20 protein-coding genes and 3 pseudogenes are annotated in these 18,837 nt (G+C 60.5%); 7 read left to right on the forward strand and 16 right to left on the reverse strand.

Annotated features, from left to right (window positions below):
* The first annotated feature begins 52 nt into the window (after positions 1-52).
* Positions 53-703 (forward strand): vWA domain-containing protein, encoded by a 651-nt coding sequence (locus BLL52_RS06815; RefSeq protein WP_075585981.1) that lies wholly within the window; start codon positions 53-55, stop codon positions 701-703.
* A gap of 99 nt (positions 704-802) precedes the next feature.
* Here BLL52_RS06815 and cobF read toward each other — a convergent pair whose 3' ends face one another.
* Genes cobF through cbiE form a run of 4 tightly spaced genes read right to left on the reverse strand, consistent with a single transcriptional unit; the run spans position 803 to position 3,933 of the window.
* On the reverse strand, positions 803-1,570 hold the full coding sequence (gene cobF, locus BLL52_RS06820; RefSeq protein WP_075585957.1) for a precorrin-6A synthase (deacetylating): 768 nt from the start codon (positions 1,568-1,570) through the stop codon (positions 803-805).
* Positions 1,567-2,355: a precorrin-4 C(11)-methyltransferase gene (cobM, locus tag BLL52_RS06825; protein WP_075585958.1), complete on the reverse strand. Its 789-nt coding sequence runs from the start codon at positions 2,353-2,355 to the stop codon at positions 1,567-1,569. The genes cobF and cobM overlap by 4 nt, the downstream gene beginning before the upstream one ends.
* A complete protein-coding gene (locus tag BLL52_RS06830; protein WP_075585959.1) occupies positions 2,352-2,741 on the reverse strand; it encodes a cobalamin biosynthesis protein in 390 nt (129 codons plus the stop codon). The genes cobM and BLL52_RS06830 overlap by 4 nt, the downstream gene beginning before the upstream one ends.
* Before the next feature lie 10 nt (positions 2,742-2,751).
* Positions 2,752-3,933, reverse strand: coding sequence for a precorrin-6y C5,15-methyltransferase (decarboxylating) subunit CbiE (gene cbiE, locus BLL52_RS06835; RefSeq protein ID WP_075585960.1), 1,182 nt, complete (start codon positions 3,931-3,933; stop codon positions 2,752-2,754).
* Here cbiE and BLL52_RS06840 point away from each other — a divergent pair.
* Entirely contained in the window at positions 3,902-4,699 is a 798-nt protein-coding gene (locus BLL52_RS06840; protein WP_083633833.1) for a cobalt-precorrin-6A reductase, read from the forward strand. The two genes, cbiE and BLL52_RS06840, sit on opposite strands and share 32 nt — an antisense overlap.
* Here the strand turns inward: BLL52_RS06840 and cobJ are convergent.
* The 4 genes from cobJ to BLL52_RS06860 are packed head-to-tail and all read right to left on the reverse strand — an operon-like array spanning position 4,660 to position 7,808.
* Positions 4,660-5,439: a precorrin-3B C(17)-methyltransferase gene (cobJ, locus tag BLL52_RS06845; RefSeq protein ID WP_075585961.1), complete on the reverse strand. Its 780-nt coding sequence runs from the start codon at positions 5,437-5,439 to the stop codon at positions 4,660-4,662. The two genes, BLL52_RS06840 and cobJ, sit on opposite strands and share 40 nt — an antisense overlap.
* Positions 5,436-6,167 (reverse strand): precorrin-2 C(20)-methyltransferase, encoded by a 732-nt coding sequence (gene cobI / locus BLL52_RS06850; RefSeq protein WP_075585962.1) that lies wholly within the window; start codon positions 6,165-6,167, stop codon positions 5,436-5,438. Before cobI ends, cobJ begins: the two co-directional genes overlap by 4 nt.
* Entirely contained in the window at positions 6,167-6,799 is a 633-nt protein-coding gene (locus tag BLL52_RS06855; RefSeq protein ID WP_075585963.1) for a precorrin-8X methylmutase, read from the reverse strand. The genes cobI and BLL52_RS06855 overlap by 1 nt, the downstream gene beginning before the upstream one ends.
* Positions 6,783-7,808: a hypothetical protein gene (locus BLL52_RS06860; RefSeq protein ID WP_075585964.1), complete on the reverse strand. Its 1,026-nt coding sequence runs from the start codon at positions 7,806-7,808 to the stop codon at positions 6,783-6,785. Before BLL52_RS06860 ends, BLL52_RS06855 begins: the two co-directional genes overlap by 17 nt.
* A 335-nt stretch (positions 7,809-8,143) precedes the next feature.
* On the opposite strand from BLL52_RS06860, the gene cobA reads away from it, so the two are divergent.
* On the forward strand, positions 8,144-8,899 hold the full coding sequence (gene cobA, locus BLL52_RS06865) for a uroporphyrinogen-III C-methyltransferase (RefSeq protein WP_075585965.1): 756 nt from the start codon (positions 8,144-8,146) through the stop codon (positions 8,897-8,899).
* A gap of 116 nt (positions 8,900-9,015) precedes the next feature.
* Positions 9,016-9,687 carry a Crp/Fnr family transcriptional regulator gene (locus BLL52_RS06870; RefSeq protein ID WP_075585966.1) on the forward strand — a complete coding sequence of 224 codons (672 nt, stop codon included), beginning with the start codon at positions 9,016-9,018 and terminating at the stop codon, positions 9,685-9,687.
* Positions 9,688-9,933: 246 nt separating this feature from the next.
* Here the strand turns inward: BLL52_RS06870 and BLL52_RS06875 are convergent, their stop codons facing one another.
* Positions 9,934-10,284, reverse strand: coding sequence for a helix-turn-helix domain-containing protein (locus tag BLL52_RS06875; protein WP_075585967.1), 351 nt, complete (start codon positions 10,282-10,284; stop codon positions 9,934-9,936).
* Positions 10,268-10,633 (reverse strand): annotated as a pseudogene (locus BLL52_RS06880) (type II toxin-antitoxin system RelE/ParE family toxin). Before BLL52_RS06880 ends, BLL52_RS06875 begins: the two are co-directional and overlap by 17 nt.
* On the opposite strand from BLL52_RS06880, the gene BLL52_RS20950 reads away from it, so the two are divergent.
* Positions 10,551-10,775 (forward strand): hypothetical protein, encoded by a 225-nt coding sequence (locus BLL52_RS20950; RefSeq protein ID WP_162274830.1) that lies wholly within the window; start codon positions 10,551-10,553, stop codon positions 10,773-10,775. The pseudogene BLL52_RS06880 and the gene BLL52_RS20950 sit on opposite strands and share 83 nt — an antisense overlap.
* A 262-nt stretch (positions 10,776-11,037) precedes the next feature.
* Here the strand turns inward: BLL52_RS20950 and htpG are convergent, their stop codons facing one another.
* From htpG to BLL52_RS06895, 3 genes and pseudogenes are all read right to left on the reverse strand, one after another.
* A complete protein-coding gene (htpG, locus tag BLL52_RS06885) occupies positions 11,038-13,053 on the reverse strand; it encodes a molecular chaperone HtpG (RefSeq protein WP_075585968.1) in 2,016 nt (671 codons plus the stop codon).
* A gap of 138 nt (positions 13,054-13,191) precedes the next feature.
* Entirely contained in the window at positions 13,192-14,091 is a 900-nt protein-coding gene (locus BLL52_RS06890) for a D-amino acid aminotransferase (RefSeq protein WP_075585969.1), read from the reverse strand.
* Positions 14,092-14,126: 35 nt separating this feature from the next.
* Positions 14,127-14,728: pseudogene (locus tag BLL52_RS06895) on the reverse strand (EamA family transporter).
* Positions 14,729-14,888: 160 nt separating this feature from the next.
* Here BLL52_RS06895 and BLL52_RS06900 point away from each other — a divergent pair.
* On the forward strand, positions 14,889-15,362 hold the full coding sequence (locus BLL52_RS06900) for a hypothetical protein (protein ID WP_075585970.1): 474 nt from the start codon (positions 14,889-14,891) through the stop codon (positions 15,360-15,362).
* A 283-nt stretch (positions 15,363-15,645) separates the two neighbouring features.
* On the forward strand, positions 15,646-15,900 hold the full coding sequence (locus BLL52_RS21830; protein ID WP_338065728.1) for a helix-turn-helix domain-containing protein: 255 nt from the start codon (positions 15,646-15,648) through the stop codon (positions 15,898-15,900).
* Between the two features lie 312 nt (positions 15,901-16,212).
* Here BLL52_RS21830 and BLL52_RS06910 read toward each other — a convergent pair whose 3' ends face one another.
* The 3 genes and pseudogenes from BLL52_RS06910 to BLL52_RS06920 form a co-directional block, all read right to left on the reverse strand.
* Positions 16,213-16,641, reverse strand: a complete 429-nt coding sequence (locus tag BLL52_RS06910; protein WP_075585971.1) for a PH domain-containing protein — start codon at positions 16,639-16,641, stop codon at positions 16,213-16,215.
* Positions 16,642-16,911: 270 nt separating this feature from the next.
* Positions 16,912-18,060 (reverse strand): annotated as a pseudogene (locus tag BLL52_RS21975) (IS91 family transposase).
* A 205-nt stretch (positions 18,061-18,265) separates the two neighbouring features.
* Entirely contained in the window at positions 18,266-18,547 is a 282-nt protein-coding gene (locus tag BLL52_RS06920; RefSeq protein WP_083633830.1) for a site-specific integrase, read from the reverse strand.
* Positions 18,548-18,837 lie beyond the last annotated feature (290 nt).

An 18,837-nucleotide genomic window follows, 5' to 3' on the forward strand; every position in this document is an offset into this window, starting at 1 on the left:
CAGCCGCAACCCCGGCGGGGGGCGCAGCGGCGGGCGGTGGCAAAAGCCGGCGGTGAACTCAGGTTCTGAGGTTCAGCAGGCCAGTGCTGGCGGCCGTGTGGCGTGGCTGCCGACCTTGCTCGCCAAGGGCGCGCAGCCTTTGCAACGCATTCACCTGCGCCACCGTACAGCAGTGGTTGCACCTGTGCGCCTGCATTTGCTGTTGTTGGACACCTCGGGCTCCATGCGCCAAGGTGGGCGTCTGGCTTTGGCCAAGGGGTATGCGGCACGCTTGATTGAGCAGGCTGCGCGTGCGGGTGATCAGGTAGGTTTGCTGGTATTTGGCGGTGCAGGGGTGGAACTGCTGTTGGCGCCAGGACCAGCGCGCCGCGCGGCGGCAGTTCGCGTTTTGCAATGCGCCGGCGGTGGTGGAACCCCCTTGGCCCAGGCGCTGGAACATGCCAACCAGCTGCTGGCGCACGCCCAGCACCGGGGTATGACGACGCCACAGGCAAGCTGGTTGTGGTTGTTAACCGATGGCCGCACGCTTGAAATACCAGCGGCGCCCGTGGGTGCTGTCAATGTGGTCGTGGTTGATTTTGAAGAGCGCAAGCGCGCCCTGGGGCGTTGCGCGACGCTGGCCGAGCGCTGGGGCGCGGCTTACCAACGTGCGCCTTCGCCTGGCGAGTCCAGCGTGCAGGTTGCAGGTTGCGCACCTTTTTGAGACGGTTGCTATGCCTCATACGTGCGCTGAACGATGGCGCACGAGCCATTCAAATGCCTCAGACAGCGCTGTCATGGAGCGGCGTACCAACCACCGCCCTCAGTTAATCGACACTGAACTCTTGCGTAACAGATAGGTGTCCATGATCCAGCCATGGGCCGCCCGCGCAGCCTCACGCTGCGCAAGAATTTGCCCGCTAACCTCGGCCAACGGGCCGCTGATGCAAATTTGCTGTGGCATGCCGAGATACGCGCCCCACCAGATGGTGATGCCCTCAGGTGACATGTGCTGAAAGCTGCACTGCCCGTCCAGCATCACCGCCACCGTGCTGGCTTGTGGCGGCCAGCCGTGGTCGCGCAAGTGGCGTCCGGTGGTGATGACGACTGGGGCGTTGATTTCATTCAGTGCCATGGCATGGGCCGCTGTCAGCGCTTGTAAGGCGGTAATGCCAGGCACGACCGAGACGCGCAAGGGCAACTGCTGGCCTAAGCGCGCGGCAATGCGCAGCGTGCTGTCATACAGCGACGGATCGCCCCACACTAGCAGTGCCAAGCGGCCGCCCTGGGGTAGGTGGGTTTTGATGGCTGCCAGCCAAAGCAGGGCAATCGCATCGTGCCAGCGGTTAACTCCGCCTTGGTAGTCTGGGTCGGCGCTGTCGCGCACCGGCATGTCAAATGGCACCATGCGTGTCGCCGGGTTGGTGAGCAGCTCTTTGCACAGTTGGCTGCGCACGTCCGCCAAGTCTGCCTTGTCTGCGCCTTTGCGCGGCACCAGGATTAGGTCAGCAGCGTTCAGAGCAGCCACGCCTTGGCGAGTAATGTGATCCGGGTTGCCCATGCCCATGCCGATCAGGCTGAGTTCGATCATGGGGTACTGTCGTCCGGAAAACGTGGGTGCGTGCCCACCGGGCGATAGCGTCGGTCGTAGTCGCCGGCATACAGGCGGCTGGCGGCAAAGTCCTGCGCGCCCAAGGTCCGCCCCACCAGAATAAGCGCTGTGCGGTCCATGCCTTCGTCCACCGCAGCCAGCACGGTGGACAGTGTGGCCCGCACCACGCGCTCGTCTGGCCAACTGGCGCGCCACACCACCGCCACGGGGCAGTCTGCACCGTAATGGGGCGTTAATTCGCCGACCACGCGGGCCAACACGTGGATGGAGAGGTGGATGGCCAGCACCGCGCCGGTGCGCGCAAAGTTGTGCAAGTTCTCCGCCTCCGGCATGGCCGACGCTCGGCCCGAGGTGCGGGTCAACACTACCGACTGGCTTAGCCCCGGCAGGGTCAGCTCCGCCTCTAGCGCAGCGGCGGCTGCCGCAAAAGAGGGCACACCCGGTGTCACCGTGTAAGCAATACCCTCTTCGCGCAGGCAGCGCAGTTGCTCGCCCATGGCGGACCAGACAGACAAGTCGCCCGAGTGCAAGCGCGCCACATCTTGGCCCAACGCATGCGCAGCGCGGATCTCATCCACGATTTGCTCAAGAGACAAGGGCGCCGTGTTAACCAGCCGAACGCCCAGCGGGCAATGCGCCAAAACGCCTTCGGGAACCAAGGAGCCCGCATACAAACACACCGGGCTGGCAGCAATCAAGTCGCGGCCGCGCAAGGTCAGTAAGTCAGGGGCGCCAGGGCCCGCACCAATAAAGTGAACAGTCATGGGTAGGTATTTTCAGGGATAGTTGTAGCAATTGCGGCTGTCACCAGGCGGTCTGCAGAGACACAACGCGGTACCCGCAATTGGGCGCCCGGGCCAGCGCCTGCCAGCGCCGCAGATTCAGCCAGACTGCGATGTCCATAGCGCGCGGGTACCTGGACGCTGGCCTGCGCCTCTTGCAGTTGCAGTGCGTCGGCGGGTATGGCTAACACCGGTAGCCTGCATTGAGCTGCAAAGCGCAGAAACTCGGGTGCAGCCGCTTTGTCCCACGCCGTAGCCAGCGCAGTCAGCGAGTTTGATCGGTCGGATTGCGCCAGTGCAATTTCTAGGGCGCTGCGCAGAGACTCGGCTGTGGCGGCGGCACGAAACCCGAAACCAGCCACGCTCATGGTTTGCCTCTCACAGCCGGGTACTCCACTGCAACGCCGGGCGGCTAGGCTGCCAGCCGCGCATGCGCCCCAGCGGCGCGGCCTGCGCCACATCAATCTGCAGCAACTCGCCACCGTAGCGCGCGTGCAGTTGCAGCAGCGCCGATTGAGTTTCAAGGGTAACGGCGTTGACGACCAGGCGGCAGCCTGGCGGCACAACCGCCCGCAAAGCGTCGAACAGCGCCAAGTCAAAGCCGCCACCCACAAACACGGCGTCGGGCGGTGGCAGATCACGCAGTGCGGGCAGTGCAGCGCCTTGCAGCACGGTCAGGACAGCGTCCAAACCAAAGCGCAAGACGTTGGCCTCAATGTTGGCCACCCGGTCTGCACGCAGCTCCACGGCACTGGCCGAGCCACCCGCCAGACACCACTCCACGGCGATCGATCCGCAGCCCGCTCCAAGGTCCCACAGATGCTCGCCTTGGCGTGGCGCCAGCGCCGCCAGAGTAATTGCGCGCATCGGCGATTTGGTGATCTGGCCATCGTGCGCAAAATCGGTGTCTGGGCGCCCCGGTGTGCGCGCCAAGCCTTGCAGGCCCAGCACCTCTACCGCCACGGCAACCGGTGCCACAACGTCGGAAAAGTCACACGCGCGCGCGGTCGTTTGGCGTAGGCGTTCCCGGGGGCCGCCCAAGCGCTCCATGACCCAGAGCCGTGACGCACCGCCACCTTGCGACGTCAACCAACTGGCGTAATCGACGACGGCCTTGCCATCGCGCAGCAAGCACAGCAGACGTTGGCCTTGCTGCAGCGCCTGGCGGGTGCGGGCAAACGGGGCCGCGTGCAAGCCAAAGCAATGCACCGCCTCCAGCCGCCAGCCAAGGCGGGAGGCGGCCCAGGCAAAGGTAGAAGGTGCCGCAAAGGCTTGCCATTCGCCTGCATCCAAGTGTTGCGCCAAGCTGCCGCCCGCACCAAACCAAAACGGATCACCAGACGCCAGCACCGCCACCGGCTGGCCGCGCAATGCCAGCACAGGGGCTATGTCAAATGGCACTGGCCAGGCGATGCCGCGTGCACCCACTTCGGCTAAGGCCAGATGTCTGTCGCCCCCGATCACAAGCTGTGCTTTGGCCAGAGCCGATCGGCTACGATCTGAAAGACCATGCAACCCATCTTCACCTATGCCAATGATTGAAAGCCATGGTTCAGCCATAGCGCGTGTTCTCGTGTTGGGTGGCACCACCGAAGCCAGCCAGTTGGCGGCGGCCCTGGCCGCCGCGCAGATAGACGCTATTTTTTCGTATGCAGGTCGAACCGACTCGCCGCTGGCGCAGCCCCTGCCGACGCGGGTGGGCGGTTTTGGTGGCGTTGAGGGTTTGTGCACTTGGCTGGCGCAGCAGCGCATCACCCATGTGGTGGACGCTACCCATCCGTTTGCTGCCCAGATGAGTTGTAACGCCGTGGCCGCCTGCGCCACCACCGGCACGCCTTTGCTGGCCTTGGAGCGCCCGGCTTGGCAGGCTCAGCCGGGTGACCGCTGGCAGCTGGTGCTGGATATGGTCGGCGCAGCACGCGCCTTGCCTGAAGCCCCGGCGCGTATCTTTCTGGCAATTGGACGCCAGCATGTGGCGCCCTTTTTGGATAGCACAAACCATTGGTTCTTGCTCCGCTTGGTGGATGCTTGCGTGGCGCTGCCTGCGCAGCGAGGACACATCGTGCTGGCGCGCGGCCCTTTCAACGAAGCCGCAGACACCGCTTTGTTGCGAGCACACCGCATCACCCATGTGGTGGCCAAAAATTCGGGCGGTAGCGGCGCAGAAGCCAAGCTTCGTGCGGCCCGCGCCCTGGGCTTGCGGGTCATTCTGATTCAGCGCCCAAGCATCCCGCCGCGCCCCTCGGTGAGTCACGTTGATGCGGTGTTGCGCTGGCTGGCGGGCGCTCATGACGACGCTGCTGCCAACGCAGAGCGTGGCGTGTAAACAAAGCGACCTACCTGTCTGGTGGCGGCATTGCCGACGATGACGATCGTGCGCATGTCGGCCATGTCAGGCCGCGCCTGCGCCAAAGTGACCGTGCGGATGCGCTCCTCTGGCGTGCTCACGGCTCGGGCAAAAGTAATGAGCCGATCAGGGCCGCAAATCTTCAGCAGCAGCGCGAGCACGCGCACGAAGGTGTCCGGTCGGCTGGCGGAACGCGGGTTGTAAAAGGCCATGGCAAAGTCAGCACCAGCGGCGGCGCGCACACGGGCTTCGATCAGGCTGGCGGGTTTGAGGTTGTCGCTGAGGTTGATGGCGCAAAAGTCGTGACCCAAAGGCGCCCCGGCCTTGGCGGCAGCGGCCAGCATGGCGGTAATGCCAGGCAGCACGCGAATGTCCAACTCCTGCCAGTGCGGCTGCCCCTCCAGCGCCTCGAAGACTGCGGCGGCCATGGCGAATACACCCGGGTCGCCGGACGACACCACCACCACCTTGTGGCCAGTTGCCGCCAGGGCCAAGGCGGCACGCGCTCGGTCCATTTCCACCCGGTTATCCGACGCATGCAGCGTCAGGCCAGGGCGCGCCAACACGCGCGCCACGTATGGGATGTAGCCCACCACATCCGTGGCTTGCGCCAGCGCTTCGCTGACGGCGGGCGTTACCAAACTCTCGTCGCCCGGCCCCAAGCCCGCAATGCACAACCAGCCGTGCTCAGGCTGGGATGGGTTTGTTACGGTGCTCATTCCTGCACCTCCGGACGGCGTCCTTGGCCATGTACCAACACGATGGCGAAGTAAGGGCAATCGTTACCGTCCACCTGGGCCAAAGGCAACACACTCTGCCCTGGCATGGTGCCGCGCTCGACCAGCCAAGCTTGCTCCAGGCGCCCGGTGGCTTGCAGCGCCCGACGGATGCGCGGTAAATTGCGCCCGGTCTTCATGATGACCAGTGCATCCGCCGTTTGCATATGCCGCTGCAGTTCCGCATCGGGCAAGGTACCCATCAGCACCGTCATCACGTCGTCGCCCCAGGTCATGGGAGTTTGCGTGGCCGACCAGCAGCCCACCATGCCGGGTATGCCCGGAATCACGTCCACTTGGGCGCGCCCCTGCAGGCGGCTGTACAAGTGCATGAACGAGCCATAGAAAAACGGGTCACCTTCGCACAGCACCAGCACCTCTTGTGTCTGTGCCAGCGCAACCAGCCGCGCCGCCCAGGCGTCGTAGAAAGTGGCCAGGCAATGGATGTACTCCGGGCTGTCAAAGGGCAGTTCAGTCGTCACTGGGTATTCCATGGGGTATTCAACAACCCCAGCGCCCAGCATGCCTTCGACAATTTGCCTAGCCTGGCCTGGGCGGCCTTTTTTGCGGAAATAGGCCACGTGGGCGGCGCTGCGAATGGCACGGTCCGAGCGCACACTCATCAGATCGGGGTCACCCGGCCCTAAGCCCGCGCAAACAATGCGGCCCATTAAATTTCCCTCCGGCTGGCCAGCGCGTTGATGGCGGCCACCGTGATGGCTGAGCCCCCCAGCCTGCCGTGCACCACCATGGCTGGCACTGGCGGTGCGGCCATGAGGGCAACTTTGGATTCTGCGGCCCCGACGAACCCTACCGGGCAGCCAATGATGGCGGCAGGGCGCGGGCAATCCGGGTCTTGCAGCATGTTCAGCAGGTGAAACAAGGCAGTCGGTGCGTTACCAATGGCCACCACCGCCCCCGCCAGATGCGGGCGCCACAGCTCTACGGCCGCCGCGCTACGGGTGGTGCCCATTGCGAGTGCCAGTTCGCGCACTTGGGGCTCCTGCAAGGTGCAGATGATGGCGTTGTTTGCGGGCAAACGCGTGCGCGTGATGCCCTCACTCACCATGCGCACGTCACACAAAATTGGGGCGCCGGCTTCCAGTGCCTTGCGTGCTGCTATGGCCATGCCGGGTGTGAACTCGATCTGGGCTTGCAGCCCGACCATGCCAGCCGCATGCATCATGCGCACCGCGGCCATTTCTTCCACGGCATCGAAGCGTGCCAGATCGGCTTCTGCGCGGATGATGGCAAATGACTGGCGGTAGATGGCTTCGCCATCGGTTTCATAAAGATGTCGCATACGGTAAGTTGAGTAGCAAAGCGGTTAATGCCGCAGGGCTCAGGCCCGACCAGTCGGACGCTGAGGCTGCGGTTCCTCGTTGGATCAAGTTATAGCCGTCGGCAGTGGCTACGCTGGTTAATGTCTCTGCGGGGTGGGCGCAACCCTTGGTGCAGCCGGACACATGCAAGGTCTGCCCGGCACGAAGTGATGTCGCCAGTGCGCGGGCCAGCGGTCGGGTCACAGCCGCCGCCTGCCCACAACCCGGCGCGCCGGTGCAGGCGCTGATACGCAAGCGCGCATCGCCCGCCTGGGTGATGAGGTCTGGCAAGACGGGGACGTCCCGCACACCCTCAAGCAACACGCTGCGCCAAGGTGTCAGTCGCAACGGGGCCAGCGCCGCCATGCGTCGGTGCGACCGGGCCAAGCCTCCCGCCGCCACAAACCAATGCGCCAAGGCCATGGCTAATGCCGGCACATCTTCCTTGCGGCCCAGCGCACCGGTGGCGCTGCCATCGGCATACACCAGAAAGCCTGCGCCACAGCATTCAATCCGCACATCGGCGAAACTGGTGCGCAGCACTGGAACCTCGCCACAGTCCAGCGCAAAGCCAAACTTGCCCGGCAAGGCCGGTGCGTCGGCTGAGCCTAGCGCCAGGGTCAGAGCGCGGGCTATTTCAGTGGTTGCGTCTTCCTTTTCCCAGAACGGCGCCAGCAGCAGGTTGCGGCGCGATTCAGTGTGTATATCCGAGTCCACCAGGCCCAGTTCCTGCGAGCCAGTTAAGAGCGGCGGGTAATCCGGTTCGGCGACGCCACGCAGCTGCAGATTGGCACGGCTGGTGGGCTCCACGGTGTGCTGTGCATAAAGGGTGGCCAGCGGGGCAATGCCGCTGGATTGCGCGTGCGTGAGCCGCCCCATCGGCGGGCGAATGCGCACCACCCAGCCGTCGTCTGCCAGCATCGGCTGCAGCGCACCGGGGCACCAGCCTTGGATGCGCGGGGCAGCCACGCAGCGTATTGCGGAGGTCATAGGTTGCGCAACTGCGCCCAGGCCATGGCCACCTTGGTTGGCGGCGCGGTCTTGCCTGATGCGGCCAGCGACTCGGGAATTTCTATGGGCAAGCGAGAGGAAACCGTGAGGGGGAGGGGAAGACATTGGGCTGCGATTATCCGGGATAGTCTGTGATTGTTTGGGGCGGCGGTGTATTGGCTTTGAATGCGCAACTTCCGCATGACGGCTTCACATCCGAGGGCCAACCTTGTGCAGCCAGAGTGGGCTAATACCGCCTGTATCATCCACCACCGTCTGTTGTGACGGCCCACCCATGAACCATCAGGTGGTTGACCAAAGACCGGAAAATAACGATGCAATCGAGTTCAGCGACCCCCCAGAAAGGTTTTGTTTACATTGTTGGCGTAGGCCCCGGCCCGGCGGATTTGATGACGCTGCGTGCGCTGGATCGACTCAAACGTGCCCACATCGTGGTGCATGACCGCCTGATTACCCAAGACGTGCTAGACCAAATCCCAGCCAGTGCCGAGCGCCTCTACGTTGGCAAGGCGCTGGGCAACCACTCGGTGCCACAAGAGCAGATCAACGCCTTGCTGGTGCAGCATGCCCAGGCAGGGCGGCAGGTGGTGCGCCTAAAGGGCGGCGACCCGTTTGTTTTTGGACGCGGTGGTGAGGAAGTGCAAGCCCTGCAAGCCGAGGGCATTGGGTTTGAAGTGGTGCCCGGTGTCACGGCGGCCAGCGGCTGCTCAATGTCGGCGGGCATTCCGCTGACCCACCGCAATCTGGCAGGCAGCTGTGTTTTCCTGCCCGGCCATCTGGCCGACGACAGGGATGCGTATGACTGGGCGGCGCTGGCGCGACCCGGCCAGACCCGCGTGTTCTACATGGGTGTGCAGCGCTTGCCGCACATTGCCGAGCAACTCATACTGCACGGCTTGTCGCCCGACACGCCTGCCGCCGTTGTGCGCGATGGCACCCGCACCACCGAGCGCGTCTGGGCCACCGGTTTGCGTCGGCTGGTGACGCTGGCGCCGTCTTATGGACCGCAACCCGGCTTGGTGATCATTGGCGAGACAGTGCGACTGAGCCCGCATTACGAAGCAGCTTGACGCCGCGCTGGGCCAGTGGGCACTGGGCGTCAAGATGGCCTGCCCCGTGTTTTGCCGCATGGGGTAAGGGATGGGGTAAGGGATGCATTAGGCGCTCCCTGATTTTTACAAAAAAAATGTCCAAACCCGCCAAACCCGTCAAACCAGTCGCACCCGGCCCGAAGCTAAATCAGATTCTGGCGGCACTTCCCCCGGCGCAATGCCAGTGCCTGCTGCCCGACCTGGAGCTTGTGGAGATGCCCCTGGGATGGACCATGTCGGAGTCTGGTGACCACGTCAGGTACTTGCATTGCCCAGTTTCGGGCATCGTCTCGCTGATATATGCGCTAGAAGATGGCTCATCGAGTGAAATTGCGCTGATGGGCAACGAAGATTTGGTTGGTATTTCGATTTACATGGGAGGTGACAGCATGCCCAGTAGCACCGAGGTGCAAAGCGCCGGCCAGGCCTACCGGCTTAGCCGCAAAGTCATGAAGCACGAGTTCGAGCAGGGCGGCAAGTTACAAAATTTGGCGCTGCTTTACACCCAAGCACTGATATGCCAGACCTCGCAGATGGCAGTGTGTAATCAGCACCATTCGGTAGAGCAACAGTTCAGCCGCTGGCTGTTGATGAGTTTTGACCGCTTGTACAGCAGCAAGATGCAAAAAGATGGCTTGATCACCAAGGCGCGAGGCAGCATCACCATGGTGAACCGCACTCGGCTTGAGGCACAGGCTTGTGAGTGTTACGCCGCCGCCAAAGAGGAGTGTGAGCGCCTTCTGCCACCTTCCCGAGCGAAGCACTGAACCGCAACGAAGAGCCCTGGTCTTTTGCTATTTAGTAGGTAGCTGCTAGCCCTTATTTTAGAAGGGCTAGCAGCTACTTTTCTATATAAATCAAACCAGCAACGCATTCATGGGCGATGACTTGGTTAATCTAGTTTTCAGTGAGAAATCGGCCCGTAGCCCTGATGTAAGTTGCGCAGAGTGCTACTTAAATGTAAGCAGCGAGCACCGCGTCGGAATAGTCGATGCGACTGGACCTGTTTCAAATCAGGCCGCCATCAGCACCCGCGTCGTACCACGTTGCGTTGCGGTGGTTGGGCGAATCAGAAAATCAACGTCGTAGCCCAGGGCGTTGAAAAATGCCAACAATTTTTCTGAAGAAAAGTTGTCCAGCCGATAGTTCAGCAGAGCCGAAACATTGGGTTGTGCCAGCCCAAGCCGCGCACCGATTTCGGACTGCTTCAAATGCAGTGCCTTGATGCGCTCATTTAACCTTGCGGCGAGCACCAGCTTGGTTTTAAGTTCTTCGGGTTGCGCCAGTTCCAGGTCAGCAAAAGCGTTGCCGCTACTGCGCTCAAATTCTGTGTCCAGAATGGCTGTCTTAGCTTGCTTTGCCATAGTGTTCCTCATAGTGTTGCTGCGCGGCTTTGAGCCGCTGGTGGACCAGTTCGATATCTGTCTTGGCTGTGCGGATGCCGTTGGGTGATTTCTTTTGAAAGCAATGCAACACGTAGACCACATTGGTAAAACGAAGTGTGTAAACCGCTCTGTAATCATTGCCTTGCGCAGACTCCACAACCTCCAGCACCCCGGAGCCTTCACCTTTCTAGGGCTTGGCAGATGGATGTTTGGCCCCCAATTGAGCAACCCCCAGGGCGTAACCCATGGCACGCCGCACGTCTTCAGGGAAGTTCATCAGGTCACGTTTTGATGAACCCACCCATTCAAGAATTTTTTCAACGACCATGCTGCATTTTATATACAAATATATATTTTCATGGCGCCAACTGGGTGACGGGCTTCACTGGTGGCGGGCCGATGGGGGAATGCTTTTGTTCATAAGCTTCAATCAGCGTGACCAGCAGATCACGCTCATCAGCTTGTTTTGATCCGACGGGTGCCTGGAACACCAGTTCTAGTTGCTTGAATGCGGCGCGTAGATCTTCGTCGTTGCGCTAACGGTCTGTGATGTTTTGCGGTGTCTGCCAACTAGCGTTTTGCGCTTCGAAGTGACAGCTTTGCAGCGCACTTTGGGCATCATCGCTCCAATAAAAAGCCTCGCCAGTCAGTACGACTGCGAGGCTTGTACTATTTAATTTGTAGCATCTAGCGCTTATTCTATAAGGGCTAGAGGCCGATTTCCTACACAACTCACACCAGCAGCGCATTCACCCGTTTGACATAAGCCGCCGGGTCTTCGGGCAGGCCGCCTTCGGCCAGCAACGCCTGGTCGAACAGAATATGCGCCAAGTCGTTGAAGTGCACCGAGCCTTCGAGTTTTTTCACCAGCGGGTGTTCGGCGTTGACTTCCAGCACCGGCTTGGTCTCAGGGGCGGCCTGACCGGCTTGCTTGAGCATGCGGGCCAACTGGGTGCTCATGCCGTGGTCCTGCACCACCAGACACGCAGGGCTGTCGACCAGGCGGGTGGTCACGCGCACGTCTTCAGCCTTGTCTTTCAGGGCTTCCTTGAGCTTGGCCAGCAACGGCTTGAAGGTTTCCGCGGCTTCTTCAGCGGCTTTTTTCTCGGCGTCGTCTTGCAGTTTGCCCAGATCAACCGCGCCCTTGGCCACGCTTTGCAGCGGGGTGTCGTCAAACTCATACAGGTAGTTCAGCGCCCATTCGTCCACGCGGTCGGTCATCAGCAGCACTTCAATGCCTTTTTTCTTGAAGACTTCAAGTTGCGGGCTGTTCTTGGCGGCGGCCAGGCTGTCGGCGGTGATGTAGTAAATGCTTTCCTGGCCCTCTTTCATGCGCGCCTTGTAGTCGGCAAAGCTCACGCTGGCGGCGTCAGAGGTGGTGCTGGCAAAGCGCAGCAGCTTGGCAATGCGGTCCTTGTTGCCAAAGTCTTCGCCCAGGCCTTCTTTCAACACCGCGCCAAATTCTTTGTAGAACTTGGTGTACTTGCCGACGTTGGCCTCAGTCTCGGCTTTTTCTTCAGCAGTCTGCACGTCGGTGACGCTTTCAGCGGTTTCTGTTGCCTCTTCGGTAGCGGGCGCAGGCAGCTTGTCGTGCTTGGCCAGGTCTTCGAGCATGCCCAGCACGCGCTTGGTGCAGCCTTCGCGGATGGCTTTCACGTCGCGGCTCTCTTGCAGCAGCTCACGGCTGACGTTCAGTGGCAGGTCGGATGAGTCGACCACGCCTTTGACAAAACGCAGGTAGGTGGGCATCAGGTTGTCGGCGTCGTCCATGATAAAGACGCGTTTGACGTAGAGCTTGACGCCGGCAGATTTTTCGCGGTTGAACAAGTCAAACGGCGCCTTGCCCGGGATGTACAGCAACTGCGTGTACTCGGTGCTGCCTTCTACGCGGTTGTGGGTGTAGGCCAGCGGGGCGTCTTGATCTTGGCTGATCTGCTTGTAAAACTCGGTGTACTCGTCGGCGGTGATGTCTTTTTTGGCCCGCGCCCAAATGGCGTTGGCCTTGTTGACGGTTTCCCACTCGCCGGTCTTGACCATGCCACCAGGTTGGCGGCCACCGGACTCGTCCGATGGGTTGATCAACTCGCCGTCTTTCCACTCTTCCTTTTCCATCAGGATAGGCAGGCTGATGTGGTCAGAGTATTTGCTGATGATGCTCTTGAGCTTCCAGGCCGAGGCGTATTCCAGTGCGTCATCGCGCAGGTGCAGGGTGACGCTGGTGCCGCGCTCAGCGCGCTCCATCGCCTCCACCTCGAAGTTGCCAGCACCGCCACTGACCCAGCGCACACCTTCGGCTGGCGTCAGGCCAGCGCGGCGTGACTCCACTGAGATCTTGTCGGCAACGATAAAGCCAGAGTAAAAGCCCACACCAAACTGGCCAATCAACTGGCCTTGTTGCGAGGCGTTGGCTTTTTGGTCGCCACTGAGCTTGCTCATGAAGTCTTTGGTGCCGCTCTTGGCGATGGTGCCCAGGTGCTCCACGGCTTCGGCTTCGCTCATGCCAATACCGTTGTCGGTAATCGTCAGCGTTTTGGCATCGGTGTCAAAGGTGACTTTGATTTTGAGTTCGGTGTCCGACTCGTACAGCGCGTTGTCGTTGATGGCTTCAAAACGCAGCTTGTCGCAAGCGTCTGAGGCGTTGGAGACCAGCTCGCGCAGGAAAATCTCTTTGTTGGAGTAAAGCGAGTGGGTGACCAAATGCAGCAACTGTGCAACTTCGGCCTGGAAGGAAAGGGTTTGTTTGGTCATGGGTTTGGAGGTGATTTCAAAGCATTAAAAAAAACCAGCGCGCCGCGGCGGCTGATACTTGTGCGACTGTCTATTTGTGGGTGATATGGCTGAATTCAAGAGGGAAAATTGCGCCGCGTGAAGGCAGTTTTTTAGGTTTTAGGTGCTTGGGTGCAACAACGCTGCCGCCTTGGCACCTTGGTAACCGGCGTACAACTGTGCATAGACCGGCCCTGGCTGGCCATTGCCCACGGGTAGGCCATCCAGCCGGGTCACGGGCAGCACCTCCTTGGTGGCGGATGACAGCAGCAACTCATCCGCTGACAGCACTTCAGCGCGGCTGATGCGGCGCAGCTCAAACGAAATGCCCTGCGCTGCACAAATTTCTTCAATAAGCCCGTATCGAATGCCTTCGAGCACCAGGTTGTCCTTGGGTGTGCCCAAGAGCTTGCCGTCCTTCACGACCCAGACATTGCTGGCGGCGGCTTCGCTCAGGTTGTCGCCGCGAAACATCACCGTCTCCAGAGCGTCAGCGTCAAAACTAATCTGGCGTGCAAACACCGCGCCGAGCAAGCTGGTGGCCTTGATGTGTGCTTTCTCCCAGCGGAAGTCGTCTGCCGTCACACAGGCCACGCCCTTTTCACGCTGATCGACGCTGGGCAGCTTCATCACATTGGTCATGACAAACACCGTGGGGGCGATGTCAGTGGGCATCACATGGTCGCGCATGGCCACGCCACGGGTGATCTGGATGTAAATCAATTGGTCAGTATTTTCGGCGCCAGCCCCTGTGGAATGAGCGTAGTCAGCTATCAATCTGGTTGCAATGTCGGCCCACTGCGCGCGCGTGACAGGGTTGCTGATGCGCAATTCTTTCAGGCTGCGCCCGAGCCGTGCCATGTGCTGCTCAAAGCGAAACAGTTGCCCGCCGTACACAGGCACCACTTCGTAAACCCCATCGCCAAAGATGAAGCCCCGGTCCATCACGCTGATCTTGGCGTGGGGCAGGGTGGTGAATTCACCGTTCAGGTAGCAGGGCAGCGCGGGCAGGGTATTCATGAATGATGGGGGGAATGTGGCCAGGGGTGGCAAGTTTACGACCGTGCCCGGTGGGCCCGCCCGGCACTCAGCCAGCCGTGGCTACTGACCAGCATCACCCCAGCCAGCACCAGCGTCGCGCCCAGCACAAAACGCGGCTCCAGCGGTTCGCCCAGCAACCAGACGCCAAAGCCCATGCCAAACAACGCTGTCAGAAACGAAAACACGCCCAGCCGCGCGGCCAGGTAATGCCGCAGCAGCCAAAACCAAGTCAGAAAGCTGGCAAACGAGACCAGCACCGACTGAAACACCAAACTGGCCCAGACGACGGGCGCTCAGAAGGCAGCTTCAAGTGCAAGCCCAGCGCCACAAAGATCGGCGCGGTGTACAAAAACACCACCGCGTGCGCGGCCGAGGTATGGCGCAGCCCCTCGCCCAAGAGCAAAAATTCCACGGCAAACAGGCTAGCCACCAGCAACCCCGGACGCAGCGTGCCGTCATCCACCCGCATGCGCTCCTTGCGCCACCACATCCACAGGCTCAGCAGCACAGCAGCAGCACCGCAGCGCAAAGCGATCTGCATGATGGGGGCAATGTCAGCCGCCGTGGCCTTGAGCACCACTTGCTGCAGGCCCCACAACGCGCACAGAAAAAGCATCAGCGACGAAGCGCGGGTATCCAGCGCTTGGCGGGAGGTTACGGGCAAGCAGCGAAATTGGACATGGGGCAATGATAGAGGCGAGGGTTCTGCCAGCCCGGTTAGCATCCTGGCCTGAGCGCCGGTTGTTGCCAGCGTTTTTATTGATAACGACTTACCAGTGACTGATTTACCCGACAAAACCCAACAACCCCGCCTGTGGCGCAGCGATGGCTGGACCGCCCAGGTCATCAAAAACGAAGACGACGACGGCTGGGCCGTGGCCATGACGCAAGACGGTGCCTGCGAGCCCGCCTTGACCGGCCCGTGGACCATGGGACGCGACAAAAAGAACCCCAAGCCGCTGGACGTCAACGCCTTCAACACCCTGGTCAAAACCGCCCGCGAGTTTGTGCGCCGCAGCGAACAGCAGTTGCACGCCACGCTGCACCAGAGCATCAACGTGGCGCACGGCACCGGTCGCGTCACTGTGTGCCTGGACATCACGCCGGATGACGACAACCCCTTGGCGGTGTTGAGCGCCAAGGACGATGGCGACGAGTTGCTGGCGCAGGTGCGCGTGTCACCCGCGTTCAGACTCAACCGGGCCAGTGCGCTCAAGTGGGTGGAAGACGGCTTTGCCAAGCCGGTGTAGCGCTTGGGTGTTTAAGCAAGAAATCAAGCTCTAGCCCTTTTAGAATAAGCGCGGACAGCTATTTATTAAGTAGCTTGTTTGAGCCGTTGGTGCATGGGCGCTAGGCGGGCGGCGGGGTTGGCGTTCTCCGGCTTGCTCGCGGGTGAGTGCTAGGGTTGGCTGGTTGCCGAGGTCTCGCCGTTTGTTTCAGTGCGCTGCCTGCCACGCCACGCGAATTGAGCCTGCGCCCGCCAACCCTGCCGCCCGCCTTCAACAGGTTTTTATACGCTACAGGAATAAATCAATGGCAAATAAATTCAGTGAATTACGTGCCCGCAAGACACTCCAGGCGCAAGAACGCTCTGCTGCCCAGGCTGAACGCATGCTGGCCGCGATGCAGCACAACGCGATGCGCCAAGCGCGTGGACTGTCGCAACAAATGCTGGCCGACGTGCTGCATGTGCAACAGCCAGCCATCGCCAAGCTAGAAAACGGACCGGTATGTACTTGTCCACCCTGCGCAGCCACATCGAAGCCATGGGCGGTGGACTCGAAGTGATTTCCTGTTTTCCAGACGGTACTGTCAAGATCAGCAACTTTGCTGAATTGGGGAAATTTGTGGCGAGTTGAAATAGCATGTAACGCCGCTCTGGCCCAAACGGCTTGTGAGACCCGCGTTGGGGGTATAGAAAGACATTCGGTGGATGGACGTTAGCGAGCGTGAAACAGTCATCGCGAAGGCCGCCGCTAAACATGAGCCCTGTCGTGTCGATGGCACCGCCACACTCCGGTTTAACGTTGGCGGCTACCGGCACGCAACACACGCCGCGAAGCGGCAACTTGATGTTGCGTGTCCGTGTGGGCCGACCAGTTAGGCTGGCTGTGGTTGTGCAGCTTGATCCTGAGATTCCATGAACGCACGTCGAAATGCCATTGGGTCTGAAATTCCTGGAATGGGTGCCTGTGGATTGCCAGCGCCGGAGACGATGAGGGTGCCGAAATTAAAGATACGTCCAAGAATGCCTTGATTCACTTGAATGCTCTCGACTTTGGTTATATTGAGTTCAATGGTCTGTCGGCTGATGAAGCCAAATTTTGCAATCACTCGCTTGTTGGTGAATGCCATTTCAGTTGTCTTGTACCGAACGAAGGCAATGATCCAAAGAATCAGACCAAGACCAAAAAATGCTAGGCCGATAAAGCCAAAAAATATCAAGGGCACAAGAGACCAGAGGCTGACTTGCCCTGTGTAGATAATTTTCTCATCTTTGATGAGTGCGCCTTCAATATAACTTGCCATTTCTTTCCCTTTCAGATAAGTAGCGGTTTAGAGGCACCGCCAAAAGCCTAACGATCAGCGTTTATCCGCCGCGCTGCAATGCTTGTAGAAACCATAGACACCTCCTGCGGCGGATAAACCATGTTGGACTGAACCGCCTGCGTGGGCGGTGGCGATAGGGGATTGCAAGGTTCTTCTCTGCTTGTGGCATCGGATCATAGCGGGACACAGGCGCAAATCTGTCGGCCAGCTACCCCGTATAGACAAAAGACAGCCTGACATTCACGCCAATCAGCCCAGCTTTTGAAGCCCGCACCGGGCTTTGCCAACAGTCCACGCAGCACGGCCCCCGCCAGCACTGTTTCGCAAGTGCCCCACTTTGCAAACCGGGCACACTCCCACATCCATTTTGGCCACCCGTGCCATAAAGGCCTGAGCCGACTCCAGCGCCTGCGGGTTGAGGGAGGGCATCTGCAACGCCAGCCGTGCCGCATTGAGCTTTGCACCCTTGCAGCTTGAGGCCAACACCCCGTAGTGCCGAATGCGTTTGACCCCGCTGGGCAGCACATGCAGCAGGAAGCGGCGCACAAACTCTGTGCCACCCATCCTGTGCATGCGTTTGCCACCCTTGTCATTGGCACGCACCGTGAACGCCACTTCGCCCTCGTTGATGGAACGAATACGCTCATTGCTGATAGCCGTGCGGTGGGCGTAGCGCGAGATGTACTCCAGCACCTGGGCCGGGCCACCCAGTGGGGCTTTGGCATACACCACCCAGTCATGCTTGTAGAGTTGTTTCTGGCGCTGGCACCAATCGCTGTGTGCGCCTTGTGGGTCACATTCAATTTGCTTGCCTTTGTGGGCGGCTGCCAGCGCTTGCATGAACTTGTCACGAAACACCGCAGATAAGGCAGGGGTTGGAAACAGGAAGTCCGGCTTGTGTACCGGCGTGGGCCCATTGCCCCGTCTTGTCCAGCACCCCACAGGCCATCACCGCGTGAACATGGATGTGGCGCTGCAACTCTTGTCCCCAGGTGTGCAACACCAGACTGAAGGCGGGTGTGCCAGCTTCTACTCCCATCCACTTTGGGTTGGCTGCAAACTCCGATAAGGCTTGCGCCACACTGGCAAACAGCGTATCAATCACCCAACGCGGGTGGGCACCATACAAATCATTGAGGCTGTGCGGCAAGGTGAACACCAGATGCACATAGGGCACGTTCAGCACTTCAGCCAGTCGGCCCTGCAGCCAGGCCTCCTTGGCGCGCGTGCCCCGCACTGCGGGCAGTGCCGGTTGCGACACGAGTGGTATTGCCAGTGGCTGTGGCCACAGGTATCGCAATCCAGGCGCTTGCCGCCCAGTGCTGGCGTGCGACAGGCAACAATGCCCCGCCAAGCTTTGGCCTGTGGGTGCCGCCTTCTTTTGTGATGCCTGCGCAGTGTCGGGCAGCTTGGTAGGCCCGCTGGATGTTTTCTATGGCGGTGGGGGCATTGAGCTGTTTGTTGGGAAACAACCAGTCACCTGGGTTTTTGCGGGGGTGGTGCAGGCCATGGGTGTGGCAGTAGCTGCGCAATTGATCCAACAAGCTGGGACTCAAAAGGGCTTAGCGGTCTTTGCCGCCTTTGCCACCACAGACGCGAACACTCATGCGGTCAACGCTGCTGTCAATGTCATGCAGGCGCAGCTGGCTGCCTTGGACAGGAAGCGCGCTGCGCAAGCTGCCTGGTTCATGGTGCTGTAGGTCAGATGACGGGTGCTGACCAAGTGCAACAAATAGGCGCTGACTTCGTCTTTGCTCAGCAGTACTGGGCTGCGGTGGTAGTGGCGCGCTATGCGCGAGATGGCCTCGACGTAGCTCTCTTGGGTACGCTCGGCAAAACCTCGTGTGACCATGGCATCGACCATGCGTTGACGTAAGGGTGTCATGACAATCTCCTTCAGAGTCCGGGGAACATTCCCCAGCCTGAAGGCTTGTCCTCATAAGCCTTTTGCGCAAGTCTCGCGCAAAGAAAAACGCGGTGGCGGCCTGCGCGAGACCAGCCACCGCGTCAGCGGTTTAGTTCAACGTGGAAGTGAGGGGCGCGAGCAGCGAAGCCCCGATGCGTCCCTCTCGACTGCCGGGTTAGCGATGATAGAACGACGCATTTGTGATGCTTTCTTTAGGGGCAAGCCGTTCGAGCGCAGAAGCCAACACATCGAGATTCTCGTAGCCATCA

This window comes from Rhodoferax antarcticus ANT.BR, from assembly GCF_001938565.1.
In the GTDB taxonomy this organism is placed as follows: Bacteria; Pseudomonadota; Gammaproteobacteria; order Burkholderiales; family Burkholderiaceae_C; genus Rhodoferax; species Rhodoferax antarcticus.

Bases quoted from the DNA above. Each gene is read 5' to 3' on its own strand.
- BLL52_RS06890 (WP_075585969.1), bottom strand. From the start codon at position 14,091: ATGAATACCCTGCCCGCGCTGCCCTGCTACCTGAACGGTGAATTCACC.
- BLL52_RS06920 (WP_083633830.1), bottom strand. From the start codon at position 18,547: ATGACACCCTTACGTCAACGCATGGTCGATGCCATGGTCACACGAGGT.
- cobJ (WP_075585961.1), bottom strand. From the start codon at position 5,439: ATGAGCACCGTAACAAACCCATCCCAGCCTGAGCACGGCTGGTTGTGC.
- cobI (WP_075585962.1), bottom strand. From the start codon at position 6,167: ATGGGCCGCATTGTTTGCGCGGGCTTAGGGCCGGGTGACCCCGATCTG.
- BLL52_RS20950 (WP_162274830.1), top strand. From the start codon at position 10,551: ATGGCACGCCGCACGTCTTCAGGGAAGTTCATCAGGTCACGTTTTGAT.
- BLL52_RS21830 (WP_338065728.1), top strand. From the start codon at position 15,646: ATGGCAAATAAATTCAGTGAATTACGTGCCCGCAAGACACTCCAGGCG.
- cbiE (WP_075585960.1), bottom strand. From the start codon at position 3,933: ATGGCTGAACCATGGCTTTCAATCATTGGCATAGGTGAAGATGGGTTG.
- BLL52_RS06875 (WP_075585967.1), bottom strand. From the start codon at position 10,284: ATGGCAAAGCAAGCTAAGACAGCCATTCTGGACACAGAATTTGAGCGC.
- BLL52_RS06910 (WP_075585971.1), bottom strand. From the start codon at position 16,641: ATGGCAAGTTATATTGAAGGCGCACTCATCAAAGATGAGAAAATTATC.
- BLL52_RS06855 (WP_075585963.1), bottom strand. From the start codon at position 6,799: ATGCGACATCTTTATGAAACCGATGGCGAAGCCATCTACCGCCAGTCA.
- cobA (WP_075585965.1), top strand. From the start codon at position 8,144: ATGCAATCGAGTTCAGCGACCCCCCAGAAAGGTTTTGTTTACATTGTT.
- cobM (WP_075585958.1), bottom strand. From the start codon at position 2,355: ATGACTGTTCACTTTATTGGTGCGGGCCCTGGCGCCCCTGACTTACTG.
- BLL52_RS06860 (WP_075585964.1), bottom strand. From the start codon at position 7,808: ATGACCTCCGCAATACGCTGCGTGGCTGCCCCGCGCATCCAAGGCTGG.
- BLL52_RS06830 (WP_075585959.1), bottom strand. From the start codon at position 2,741: ATGAGCGTGGCTGGTTTCGGGTTTCGTGCCGCCGCCACAGCCGAGTCT.
- BLL52_RS06840 (WP_083633833.1), top strand. From the start codon at position 3,902: ATGCCAATGATTGAAAGCCATGGTTCAGCCATAGCGCGTGTTCTCGTG.
- cobF (WP_075585957.1), bottom strand. From the start codon at position 1,570: ATGATCGAACTCAGCCTGATCGGCATGGGCATGGGCAACCCGGATCAC.
- htpG (WP_075585968.1), bottom strand. From the start codon at position 13,053: ATGACCAAACAAACCCTTTCCTTCCAGGCCGAAGTTGCACAGTTGCTG.
- BLL52_RS06870 (WP_075585966.1), top strand. From the start codon at position 9,016: ATGTCCAAACCCGCCAAACCCGTCAAACCAGTCGCACCCGGCCCGAAG.